We start from the raw sequence: 11,759 nt of genomic DNA, 5'->3' as shown, positions 1-11,759 counted from the left end.
ACGTGGACGTCATCACCTGGTACCTGGAGCAGCGCTCGCCCGGCGCGCTGGTCCCCGCGCGACCACCCCGGCTGCCGGTCGAGGTGGTCAGGGCCGAGGTGCCCTCGCCGGAGTTCAGCCGCTTCCTCTACACCGCGGTCGGCGGCGACTGGCAGTGGACCGACCGGCTCTCCTGGACCTACGACCAGTGGATGACCTACCTGACCAGGCCCGGCGTCGAGACGTGGGTCGCCTGGCACCGGGGCACCCCGGCCGGCTACGTCGAGCTGGACCCACAGCCGGGGGCGCAGGTGGAGATCGCCTACTTCGGGCTGCTGCCGTACGCCATGGGCGGCGGCGTGGGCGGCCACCTGCTGTCCTCCGGCACGGCACGCGCGTGGGACCTGGCCACCCGCTGGCCGTCCCTGCCGGAGACCCGGCGCGTCTGGGTGCACACCTGCTCGCTGGACGGCCCGGCCGCGCTGGCCAACTATCGGGCGAGGGGCTTCGAGGTCTACGACGAGAAGCGCGACGAGCCTGGCGACGTGGACGAGGGCACGACACCGGGACCGTGGCCCGGCGCCAGGCCGTGACCGCGAGCCGATCATGACAGGGTGCAAGCCGTACAAAGGGGCAGCGGTGTCGCGGGCACCCGAGATTCTTCGGCACAATGTTCGACATGCCCCGACGGACGACCACACCCCCTCCTGACGAGGACTTCGAGGAGCGGATCGTCGACATCGACGTTTCCGCCGAGATGCGCACCAGTTTCCTCGAGTACGCCTACTCGGTGATCTACCAGCGCGCGCTGCCCGACGCGCGCGACGGGCTCAAGCCCGTCCAGCGCCGCATCCTCTACTCCATGAGCGAGATGGGCCTGCGGCCAGACCGCGGGCACGTGAAGTCCTCGCGCGTCGTGGGCGACGTGATGGGCAAGCTCCACCCCCACGGCGACACCGCCATCTACGACGCGCTGGTGCGCTGCGCGCAGCCGTTCTCGATGCGCATCCCGCTGGTCGACGGCCACGGCAACTTCGGCTCTCCCGACGACCTGCCCGCCGCCATGCGGTACACCGAGGCCAGGCTCGCGCCCGCGGCGATGCTGATGGTGCAGTCGATCGACGAGGACACCGTCGACTTCAAGCCCAACTACGACGGCCAGGAGACCGAGCCCACGGTCCTGCCGTCGGCCTTCCCGAACCTCCTGGTCAACGGCACGACCGGCATCGCGGTCGGCATGGCGACCAACATGGCCCCGCACAACCTCGTCGAGGTCATCGCGGCGGCCCGCCACCTGATCAAGAAGCCCGACGCCACCCTCGACGAGCTGATGAAGTTCGTGCCGGGCCCCGACCTGCCGACCGGCGGCTCGATCATCGGCCTGCAGGGCATCCGCGACGCCTACGAGAGCGGCCGGGGCACGTTCAGGATGCGCGCCAAGTGCGCGGTCGAGCAGATCACCCCGCGACGCAGGGGCATCGTCGTCACCGAGCTGCCCTTCAACGTCGGCCCCGAGCGCGTCATCGCCAAGATCAAGGAGCTGGTCAACGCCAAGAAGCTCCTGGGCATCGCCGACCTGAAGGACCTCACCGACCGGCACAAGGGCCTGCGCCTGGTCATCGAGATCAAGAACGGCTTCATCCCCGAGGCCGTGCTGGAGGAGCTCTACCGGCTCACGCCGATGGAGGAGACCTTCGGCATCAACAACGTCGCGCTGGTCGACGGCGAGCCCCGCACGCTGGGCCTGCGCGAGCTGCTGACGGTCTACGTCGAGCACCGCCTCGAGGTGGTCCGGCGCAGGTCCGAGTTCCGCAAGCGCAAGCGCGAGGAGCGCCTGCACCTGGTCGACGGCCTCATCGTCGCGCTGCTCAACATCGACGAGGTCATCCAGGTCATCCGCTCGAGCGACGACTCCGCGCAGGCGCGTACCCGCCTGATGGAGGTCTTCGACCTGTCGGAGATCCAGGCCGCCTACATCCTCGACACGCCGTTGCGCCGCCTGACCCGCTTCGACAAGCTCGAGCTCGACCGCGAGAAGGAAACGCTCTCGCGGGAGATCGCCGAGCTGTCCGAGATCCTCTCCTCCGACACCCGCCTGCGCCAGGTGGTCTCCGGCGAGCTGGCCGACGTGGCCAAGCAGTACGGCACGCCGCGCCGCACGGTGCTGCTCGAGGCCTCGGGCGTCACGCGCAGCGCCGCGGTCACGCTGGAGGTGCCCGACGACCCCTGCCTGGTGCTGCTGTCGTCGACCGGGCTGCTGGCCCGCACGACCGACGACTCGCCGCTGGCGGGCGGGGCCGAGCGCGCCGCCCACGACGTGCTGGTGTCGGCGGTGCGCAGCTCGGTCAGGGGCGATGTGGGCGTGGTCACCTCGCAGGGCCGCATGATCCGCGTGAACGTGGTGGACCTGCCGACGCTGCCACCCTCGGCCAACCCGCCGTCGCTGTCCGGCGGGCACCCGATCGCCGAGTACGTCTCGCTGGAGCCGAACGAGGTCGTGGTGGGCCTGGGCTCGTGCGACCCCTCAGGCCCCGGCCTGGCACTGGGCACCGCACAGGGGGTGGTGAAGCGGGTGGTGCCCGACTATCCGGCCAACAGGGACGACTTCGAGGTCATCGGGCTGAAGGACGGCGACAGCGTGGTGGGCGCGGTCGAGCTCGAGTCGGAGGAGCACGACCTGGTGTTCATCACCTCCGACGCGCAGCTGCTTCGCTATCCGGCCTCCGCGGTGCGACCGCAGGGACGGCCCGCGGGCGGCATGGCGGGCATCAGGCTCGACGACGGGGCCGCGGTGATCTGGTTCGGCGCGGTGGACCCCTCCCGTCCCTCGCAGGTGGTGACCATCGCGGGCTCGTCCACGGCGCTGCCCGGCACACAGGTCGGCGGCGGCAAGGTCTCCGACTACGCCGAGTTCCCCGCCAAGGGCAGGGCCACCGGCGGGGTGCGCGCGCAGCGCTTCCTCAAGGGCGAGGACGTGCTGCTGCTGGCGTGGGCGGGGCCGGCTCCCGCCAAGGCGGTCTCTGCGGTCGGCAAGCCCGTGCCGCTGCCCGACGAGGTCAGCAAGCGCGACGGGTCGGGGTTGCGCCTGACGCACACAATCGCCGCGGTGGGCGGGGCGCTCAGGGCGCTCTCCGAGGAGTCGCCCGTCACCGAGCCGCCCCAGCAGTCCTCCTGACGACGCGCCGAGGGTCCCCGCGGGGGCCCTCGGGGCTCCCACGCTGTTTCATGCAATGAAATAAGGCGCAGCTCCGATCACTCAACCTCTCGCCGGCCATCGGCGAGGGGGATGCGGCGCGCCGGATCGACGGCCTGCCCAACCGCCTGTTCCTCGAGCCGGTGCTGCGCGGCTCCTACCCCGAGGATCTCCTCCCCGCCTTCCACGGCAGCGAGGGCGTCGGCTGCCCCGAGCCCGACGGCCCACGCACGGCCATGGACTGGTCTTCCTGCGCGACCACCTGACCGCGCACCGGGCCATCGCGGCGGGCGTCCCGCTGACCGGATTCCTGGTCTGGTCGTTCCTCGACAACTTCGAGTGGGCCCGTGGCTACGTGCCCAGATTCGGCATCGTGCACGTCGACTACGCGACGCGGCGCCGTACCCCCGAGGAGAGCGCGCTCTGGCTGCGCGACGTGATCGGGAAGAACGCCTTGACGTGAACAGACCCGCACGCCTTGAATTCGGGATGGTGCGCTCAAGAGAGCGCTCTCTTTCTTCAGGAGGCGCAGTGACCCCCCGACGCATCGCCGCCCTCAGCGCGATCACCCTCCTCTTATCCGCCTGCCTCGTCCCGGCCGCACAGGCGGCCGCCCCGCTGACCGTCACCGACTTCGAGAGCGACACGCTGCCACCCGGCGTCGTCGCCTGGGGCAACGACGGCGCGTCCACCCCCACGCTCAGCATCGAGACCGACACCAGCCGCGTGCTGAAGACCGTCTACAACGTCAGCCAGTGGGGCGGCTGGTCGCACGACCTGCCGGCCGGCCAGGACTGGACGCCCTACGAGGGCTTCGCCTTCTCGGTGAAGGGCACGGGCTCGGGGCAGAAGATCTTCTTCGAGATCAAGGACGGCGGCGGCGGGCCGGGCAGCTCGGAGCTGTTCGAGTCGTCGTTCACCGACACCGAGGCGGGCTGGCGGCGGATCGAGGTGAAGTTCGCAGACTTCGTCAGGCGCGGCGACTACCAGCCCGGCGGCGCGCCCACCGACGGTCAGCTCGACCTGGAGACGATGTGGGGCTACTCGATGCGCCTGCCCGCCGGCTCCTCCGGCACGCTGCTGTGGGATGACGTCCAGGTGTACGGCACCGCGCCGCCCCGCCCCGTGCGCCTGACCACCACCGCGCCGGTCTATCCAGTGAAGGAGAAGGGGTCGGCCCAGGTCGGCGTGGCCATCTCCGCCGTCCCGCCCACTGACCTGACCGTCCACTACCGGACCGGTTCCGGTACGGCGACCGCGGGCGCGGACTACGCGCCCGCCGAGGGCACGCTGACCTTCCCGGCCGGCTCGCCCGCGGGAACCGTGAAGTCGTTCACGGTCACCACGAAGGGCGACTCCGACGCCGAGGTCGCCGAGACCATCCCGATCGTGCTGTCGGGTGAGGGCGTCACCCCGCCCGCCGACGACGCGGTCGTGGTGATCGACGCGCACGGCCTGCCGTACCTCGACGCGCGCAAGCCCGTGAAGCAGCGGGTCGCCGACCTGATGGCGCGCATGACACCGGCCGAGAAGATCGGCCAGATGACGCAGGCCGAGCGCGGCGCGCTGGCCAAGCAGGACGACATCGCGACCTACCTGCTCGGCTCGCTGCTGTCGGGCGGCGGCTCGGCGCCCGCCGTCAACACGCCCAAGGGCTGGGCCGACATGGTGGACGGCTACCAGCTCCGCGCCCAGCAGACCAGGCTGCAGATCCCGCTGATCTACGGCGTCGACGCCGTCCACGGCCACAACAACGTGATCGGCGCGACGATCTTCCCGCACAACGTCGGCCTGGGCGCCACCCGCGACCCCGCGCTCGTGGAGCGGACCGGCGCGATCACCGCCGACGAGGTCAGGGCCACCGGCATCCCGTGGAACTTCGCGCCGTGCCTGTGCGTGTCGCGCGACGACCGCTGGGGCCGGGCCTACGAGTCCTTCAGCGAGGACCCCGGGCTCGTCTCCCGGATGGCCACGATCGTGGACGGGCTGCGGAAGAACGGCGTGCTGGCCACCGCCAAGCACTACGTCGCCGACGGCGGCACCGCCTTCGGCTCGTCGACCACCGGCGACTACACCATCGACCAGGGCGTCTTCACCGGCAGCCGGGCCGAGCTCGAGGCGATCCACCTCGCGCCGTTCGTCGAGGCGGTCAGACGCGGCGTGGGCACCGTCATGCCGTCCTTCTCCAGCGTGGGTGACACCAAGATGCACGCCCACAAGGAGCTGATCGCCGACGTGCTCAAGGGCAGGCTCGGCTTCAGGGGCTTCGTGATCAGCGACTGGCAGGCCATCGACCAGATCCCCGGCGACTACCCCAGCGACGTGCGCACGTCGATCAACGCGGGGCTCGACATGATCATGGTGCCCTACGCCTACGTCAGCTTCGTCGAGACGCTGACCGCCGAGGTCGCCGCGGGACGGGTCGCGCAGTCCAGGATCGACGACGCGGTCTCCCGCATCCTCACCCAGAAGTTCGAGCTCGGCCTCTTCGAGCACCCGTACGCCGACAGGTCGGGCCTGCCCGACGTCGGCTCGGCCGAGCACAGGGAGGTGGCCCGCGCGGCCGCCGCGAAGTCGCAGGTGCTGCTGAAGAACGACGGCGGGCTGCTGCCCCTGCCCTCCTCCGCGAAGGTCTACGTGGCGGGCTCGAACGCCGACGACCTCGGCAACCAGGCCGGCGGGTGGACGATCAGCTGGCAGGGCTCCTCCGGGCCGATCACCCAGGGCACCACGATCCTGCAGGGCGTCCGCGGGCGCGCCGCCTCCGTCACCCACTCGGCCGACGCGTCGGCGCCGATGGCGGGGCACGACGTCGGCGTGGTGGTCGTGGGGGAGACGCCGTACGCCGAGGGCTTCGGCGACGTCGGCCGCCAGGGTCGCACGCTCGACCTGTCCCCCGCCGACCGCGCGGCCGTCGACAAGGTGTGCGCGGCACTCAGGTGCGTCGTCCTGGTCGTCTCGGGCAGGCCCCTCGCACTGGGCGACCTCTCGGGCGTCGAGGCGGTCGTCGCGTCCTGGCTGCCGGGCACCGAGGGCGCGGGCGTGAGCGACCCGCTGTTCGGGGCTGTGCCGTACACCGGCAGGCTGCCCTTCTCCTGGTTCCGTACGGCCGAGCAGCTGCCGCTCAACGTGGGTGACGCCGCGTACGATCCGCTCTTCCCCTACGGCTGGGGATTGCGGACCGACCAGGCGAGGTCGCGGCTCAAGGCGGTGCGCGACCAGGTCGCCAAGGGTGACGGAGCTTCCAGGGCGGCCGCGGCGGCGCTGAGCGGCGCGCTGGCGGCGCGGAACTGGACGGCGGACGGGGCGGTGCGGGATGCCCGGGTGGTGCTGAGCTCGGTGGGCGCGGCGGCGGCACTGCTGGAGCGCTCGCGGAGCGACACGTTCGCTCAGGACGATGCGGTGGTGTCGGTGGCGAGGGATGTCGCGCAGGCGGGCGGACGGCGGTTCGACCTGCAGGCGGTGGCGGATCGGGAGCTGGCGGCAGGCAACCTCCGAAAGGCGGTGGACCTCCTGACCCAGGCGACCCGCTGACCTATCGGGAGACGCGCCTTCACTCCCGGGCGGCCCGCTGACCTTCGGGAGACGCGTCTTCGGGGGCGGCCCACTGACCTTCGGGACAGCGGGCGCCCTCCTGGGCAGCCCTTGGGACGGCGGGCGGGCCGCGGCAACATCCCCGACTCCAAGACAGCGGCATCACAGACCTCACTCCACCGGCGATCACGACCGCAGGCTCCGGGCTCCAACCCTCGGCTCCCCGGCCTCGGATCGCCGCGCCTCCTCCCGTGGGCTCGGGCCCTCAGCCCGCGGGTCCGAGGAACACACACCCCCAGGAAACGGACACCCTGGACTCAGGCCCTCAGCTCATGGGGTGCGGCGTCACCAGGAGCGGGCGCCGTGGGGCTCGGGGGTTCGGCCCTCGGGTCTCTGGGTGCGGGCAGCTCAGGTCGCAGGGCTCGCTCCTGGGGAGTTCTGGCCCTGGGGTGCGGGTTTCGGGGTCGGGTCAGCCGTCGTCGGCGACGCAGAGGCAGAACGGGTGTCCGGCCGGGTCGAGGAAGACGCGGAAGTCGTCGTCCTCGCTCGGCTGGAAGTCGTGCTTGGTGGCGCCGATGGCCAGCACCTGCTCCTCCGCCTTGTCGAGATCGTCGACCGTGACGTCGATGTGGAACTGCTGCGGCATCTCGGCGCTCGGCCAGGCGGGCGGACGGTAGTCGTCGACCTGCTGGAAGGCCAGGCGAGGGAAGCGGCCGCCATCGCTGACCACCACCCAGTCGCCGTCGTCACCCGTGACCTGCCAGCCGACCAGCTCGGCATAGAAGCGGGCCAGCCGTTGCGGGTCGGCGCAGTCCAGGACGGTCGAGCGCATCCGTGCGATTCCCGACATCGAGCTCTCCTCTCCTCCGTCCCGCTCTTCATACACGGGCCTACCGACATTCCCAGGAAGGACACGCCTATCCCTGCGCCCTGTGGCGGCGGCCGCTCAGACGTCGTCCCAGAGATCCCCGCAGGCGTGGCCGCAGGTTGAGCATCCGGCCTCCACGCTTCTCGCGCGCGTTCCTGGAGGCGTCGTCCTGAGTGGTGCCCGCAGGCGTCCTCCCGCGGGTTCGCGGAGACGGCTGCGCCGAAGGAGGAGGTGGGCCCGGAGCCGGGGGTGTGGCGGGACGCGCGGAAACGGCATGGGCGAATTGGAGGGGTGCCCATGTCATCTCATCTGGCGGCGGCCAGAGCCCCCAGCCCCGGGTGTCAAGCGGATGCGGTGACGGCCGGGAGAGCGAGCAGGAGCTCATGCGGCTCACTGCCCGCCCAGTCACGGATGAAGCGAGCCCCCTCTTCACCAGGAGAGAACTCGTCGAATCCCAGAGGCCCGAAACACCCCGCCTTCTCCAGCATCTCGATGAGTGAATCGTCCTCGGGAAGACTCTCGGCGTAGGCGGCCGCGTCGAGCAGCGCCAGGGCGCACCGGGCGTTGTGCCCGTCGTCGGACACCTCCACCCGGTCCAACCGGCGACGTCCCTGCGCACGCAGGTACGCGGCTAGCGATTCGGTCCTACTCACGTTCATCCTCTGAGGTCACACACGGTGGGCAACATCATCATCACTCAAGGTGAGTGATGATCGTGCGATCTTCGGCAAGTTGCCGCCAACCCGCCCCCGGAAATCCTCATGAAACGGGCATGCGCCATCATCAAGGCATGACTGCGTTCGACGACCTCCTCGCCGCCAACGAGACGTATGCACGGACGTTCGCCTACTCGGGCCTCACGGGCAGGGCCGCGCGCGGGCTGGCCGTGGTGACCTGCATGGACTCCCGCATCGATCCCCTCGGCCTGCTCGGGCTCCGGGCGGGCGACGCCAAGATCCTGCGCAACGCGGGCGCCAGGGTGACCGACGACGTCCTGCGCACCCTCGTGCTGGCGGTGTACCTGCTCGGCGTCCAGCGGGTGCTGGTGATGCCGCACACCGACTGCGGCATGGCCAAGGTCACCGACGCCGACGTGCACGCCCTCACCCAGAAGAACGGCGTGGACACCCGCAGCCTGGAGTTCCACACCGTGCCGGATCAGGACGCGGCCCTCCGCCACGACCTGACCCGGATCAGGACCAGCCCCTTTCTGCCCGCCGAGCTGCCACTGGCGGGAGCGATCTATGACGTCCACACGGGCAAGCTGATGCCCGTGGAGCTGCCCTGAGGGGGCTCAGACGTTGAGCTCGGAATGGCGGCGGCTGTAGGCGAAGTAGATGACCATACCGATCAGGAACCAGACGGCGAACCGCAGCCACGTCTCCGGCGCCAGGAACGTGATCAGCCAGACCGAGAAGACCACCCCGATGGCGGGCACGACCGGCATGCCGGGCACGCGGAAGGACCGAGGCAGGTCCGGCTGACGGTAGCGCAGGACGATGACCGCGATGCAGACCACGACGAACGCCAGCAGGATGCCGATGTTCGTCAGCTCCGCCGCCTCCCTGATCGGCAGGAAGCCGGCGATGATCGCGGAGCCGACGCCGACGATCCAGGTCACCCTGGTCGGCACCCTGCGAACCGGGTCCAGCTTGGCGAACCAGTGCGGCAGCAGGCCGTCCCTGCTCATGGCGAACCACACTCGCGTGACACCGAGCATGAAGGTGAACATGACGGTCAGAATGCCGATGATGGCGCCGACCGCGATGACTGTCGCCAGACCGGACAGTCCCACCGACGCGAAGGCCGTGGAGAACCCGCTCTCGGGGTCGATTTCCCGGTAGTTCTGCATGCCGGTGAGCACAAGGCAGGCCAGCACGTACAGCACCATCGAGATGACCAGCGAGTACATGATCGCCCTGGGCATGTGCCGCATGGCGTCCCTCGACTCCTCCGCCGCCGTGCTCATCGCGTCGTACCCGAAGACGGCGAAGAACACGGTGGCCGCGCCGGTGATCGCGCCGGCGAACCCGAAGGGGAAGAACGGCGTGTAGTTCGCGGTGCTGATGTGGAAGTACCCGACCACGATCACGAGCAGCACCACGGCCACCTTGATCGCGACGACGAACGTCTCGAACCTGGCCGCCGTCTTGATCCCCAGCGTGAGCAGGAACGCGATCAGCAGGCACAGCAGCACCGCGAACAGGTCGACGACGCGACCCTCACCGGTGCCGGGCGCGCCGAGCATCCAGGCGGGCACGTCGAGGCCGAGCTGGCCGACGAGGAAGCCGAAGTAGCCGGAGATGCCGATCGCCACGACCGCGACGATGGCGGTGTACTCCAGCAGCAGGTCCCAGCCGATGAACCAGCCGACGATCTCCCCGAGTACGGCGTAGCTGTAGGTGTAGGCGGATCCCGCTTTCGGGATCATGCCCGCGAACTCGGCGTACGAGAAGGCCGCGGCGGCGCTGGCGATGCCGGCGATGAGAAAGGAGATGAGCACGGCGGGCCCGGCGGTCTGGTTCGCGACCGCACCGGCCAGTGCGAAGATGCCCGCTCCGATGATGCCGCCGATGCCGATGGCGGTGAGTTGCCAGAGTCCCAGCGTGCGAGCGAGCTCGCCCTCGTGTTCCGTGGCGATCTGACTGACCGGTTTGCGGCGAAGAATCCCCGATCCACCGCCAAGTGAGTCGTGCGTTGACATCATGGCGACCGCCTCCCCCCTTTCACGGTAGACACAGCCATGGCACGAGGTGAAGGGGCAGGTCAGCGTGGCAATTGACGCCAAAGGGGCTCGATATTCCAGGTCCCGATCACGTGAAGCCCCGGCGGCGCTGAGGTTCGGCGGCCCGGCGCTACCGTCTGCCGCTGGGGCGAGAGGGGCGCGGGACATTACAAAGGCTTGGCCGTCCGCTGGCGTGTCCCGTACTCGGCAGCCCCTCTGGGGCGGGCCGGACCCGCCCGCCGGCCCGCCGACCAAAAACCCGAGGCCCGCCTGCCGTCCCCGCCCCGCCGCCCCGCCGCCCCGCCGCCCCGCCGCCCCGCCGCCCCGACCAGAAGACCCACAACAGACGCCCCGCCCCACATCTGGAGGCCCGCGGCTGACGCTCGCCGCCCGACCAGGAGCCCGGCAGCCGTCACCTCCCTCCCCCGCCTGGAGGCCCGCGGCTGACGCCTACCGCTCGATCGGAGAGCCACGGCTGGCGCGCCAGCCGCGGAACCCTGATGCGCGGCAGCCGTCCCCCCGTTCCGCCTGGAGACCCGCGGCTGACGTGATCTGGAGGCCGCGGGCTGACGTCTCTGCTCGGGCTGGGGAAGGGAGGCCGGGCTGCCTCTTGTCGGGACGGCCAGGCCGAGACGATCACGGGAGCGGTCGGAGGTTCAGTTGGCGAACATGCCGCCGGTGACGTTCACGGAGGTGCCCGTGATGCCGAGCGCCGCGTCCGAGGTCAGGAACAGGATCGTCCGGGTGACCTCCTCGAGGGTCGGGTTGCGACGGAGCATCCGCATCTCTGCCAGCTGCTTGAGCAGGCCCTGGATCGCCGCCTCGTCCATCTGCATCTCGGCGTTGACGGCCGCCAGCTTCTCGGGGGTGAAGGTCTCGGGGACGGCCGCCACCCAGATGCTCAGGGCGCGGACACCGCTCGGGCCGAGCTCGAGGGCGAGGTTGCGGATGAAGGAGTCCATGGCGGCGTCGAGGGGTCCGGTGCCGCCCATCATCGGGCTGACGTTCGCCGATCCGCTGTTGAGGGCGAGGATGACACCCGAGCCCTGCTCGATCATGTGCCGGGCGGCCGCGCGTGCGGTGATGAACGTCGTGGTGATCCCGGTGGTGATCGGCTTCACGAAGTCCTCGACGGACATCTGGGCCAGGGGGATGCCCTGGACGTCACCGCGCGAGGCGAGATTGAGCGAGACGTCGAGGCTGCCACCGCGCGCGACCACAGACGCGGCGAAGGCGTCGACCGCCTGCTCGTCGAGCACGTCGACCACGTCCACCTCGGCCCGGCCGCCGGACGCCTCGATGCCCTGGGCGACCTTCTCAAGGGTGGCGCGTGTGCGCCCGGCGAGGAACACCCGGGCGCCTTCGCGGGCGTACGCCTCGGCGGCGCTGGAACCGATGGAGCCGGCCGCTCCGTAGATGACGACGTTCTTGGCGTCGAATGACATTTGTTGACCCTTTCA

At 70.5% G+C, this 11,759-nt stretch carries 10 protein-coding genes; 6 read left to right on the top strand and 4 right to left on the bottom strand.

From position 1 onward, the window contains the following. Positions 1–2 precede the first annotated feature (2 nt). The 5 genes from H4W81_RS04090 (at position 3) to H4W81_RS04075 (ending at position 6,706) form a co-directional block, all read left to right on the top strand. Positions 3–572, top strand: a complete 570-nt coding sequence (locus tag H4W81_RS04090) for a GNAT family N-acetyltransferase (RefSeq protein WP_318781511.1) — start codon at positions 3–5, stop codon at positions 570–572. An 86-nt stretch (positions 573–658) separates the two neighbouring features. Continuing rightward, complete coding sequence (locus tag H4W81_RS04085; RefSeq protein WP_192773539.1) at positions 659–3,154, top strand: DNA gyrase/topoisomerase IV subunit A; 2,496 nt, start codon at positions 659–661, stop codon at positions 3,152–3,154. A gap of 161 nt (positions 3,155–3,315) precedes the next feature. Further along, positions 3,316–3,438, top strand: a complete 123-nt coding sequence (locus H4W81_RS48350) for a hypothetical protein (RefSeq protein WP_264083131.1) — start codon at positions 3,316–3,318, stop codon at positions 3,436–3,438. After that, positions 3,414–3,635: a family 1 glycosylhydrolase gene (locus tag H4W81_RS46710; protein WP_225959259.1), complete on the top strand. Its 222-nt coding sequence runs from the start codon at positions 3,414–3,416 to the stop codon at positions 3,633–3,635. The genes H4W81_RS48350 and H4W81_RS46710 overlap by 25 nt, the downstream gene beginning before the upstream one ends. Positions 3,636–3,703: 68 nt before the next feature. After that, positions 3,704–6,706: a glycoside hydrolase family 3 N-terminal domain-containing protein gene (locus H4W81_RS04075; RefSeq protein ID WP_318781509.1), complete on the top strand. Its 3,003-nt coding sequence runs from the start codon at positions 3,704–3,706 to the stop codon at positions 6,704–6,706. Between the two features lie 469 nt (positions 6,707–7,175). Here the strand turns inward: H4W81_RS04075 and H4W81_RS04070 are convergent, their stop codons facing one another. Together H4W81_RS04070 and H4W81_RS04065 are read right to left on the bottom strand one after the other, a co-directional pair. Next, positions 7,176–7,556: a VOC family protein gene (locus tag H4W81_RS04070; protein WP_192773538.1), complete on the bottom strand. Its 381-nt coding sequence runs from the start codon at positions 7,554–7,556 to the stop codon at positions 7,176–7,178. 359 nt (positions 7,557–7,915) lie between these two features. Further along, positions 7,916–8,227 (bottom strand): hypothetical protein, encoded by a 312-nt coding sequence (locus H4W81_RS04065; RefSeq protein ID WP_192773537.1) that lies wholly within the window; start codon positions 8,225–8,227, stop codon positions 7,916–7,918. Positions 8,228–8,364: 137 nt separating this feature from the next. On the opposite strand from H4W81_RS04065, the gene H4W81_RS04060 reads away from it, so the two are divergent. After that, positions 8,365–8,862 (top strand): beta-class carbonic anhydrase, encoded by a 498-nt coding sequence (locus tag H4W81_RS04060; protein WP_192773536.1) that lies wholly within the window; start codon positions 8,365–8,367, stop codon positions 8,860–8,862. A gap of 6 nt (positions 8,863–8,868) precedes the next feature. On the opposite strand, the gene H4W81_RS04055 is transcribed toward H4W81_RS04060, so the two are convergent. Both H4W81_RS04055 and H4W81_RS04050 read right to left on the bottom strand, forming a co-directional pair. Beyond that, entirely contained in the window at positions 8,869–10,281 is a 1,413-nt protein-coding gene (locus H4W81_RS04055) for an amino acid permease (protein ID WP_225958449.1), read from the bottom strand. 674 nt (positions 10,282–10,955) lie between these two features. After that, a complete protein-coding gene (locus tag H4W81_RS04050) occupies positions 10,956–11,744 on the bottom strand; it encodes an SDR family NAD(P)-dependent oxidoreductase (protein WP_192773535.1) in 789 nt (262 codons plus the stop codon). Positions 11,745–11,759 lie beyond the last annotated feature (15 nt).

This window comes from Nonomuraea africana (genome assembly GCF_014873535.1).
Lineage (GTDB): Bacteria > Actinomycetota > Actinomycetes > Streptosporangiales > Streptosporangiaceae > Nonomuraea > Nonomuraea africana.
Note: the sequence above shows the minus strand (reverse complement) of the source record. Positions and strands in the feature narration are given on the sequence as shown.

Bases quoted from the DNA above. Each gene is read 5' to 3' on its own strand.
- H4W81_RS04085 (WP_192773539.1), top strand. From the start codon at position 659: ATGCCCCGACGGACGACCACACCCCCTCCTGACGAGGACTTCGAGGAG.
- H4W81_RS04070 (WP_192773538.1), bottom strand. From the start codon at position 7,556: ATGTCGGGAATCGCACGGATGCGCTCGACCGTCCTGGACTGCGCCGAC.
- H4W81_RS04060 (WP_192773536.1), top strand. From the start codon at position 8,365: ATGACTGCGTTCGACGACCTCCTCGCCGCCAACGAGACGTATGCACGG.
- H4W81_RS04055 (WP_225958449.1), bottom strand. From the start codon at position 10,281: ATGATGTCAACGCACGACTCACTTGGCGGTGGATCGGGGATTCTTCGC.
- H4W81_RS04050 (WP_192773535.1), bottom strand. From the start codon at position 11,744: ATGTCATTCGACGCCAAGAACGTCGTCATCTACGGAGCGGCCGGCTCC.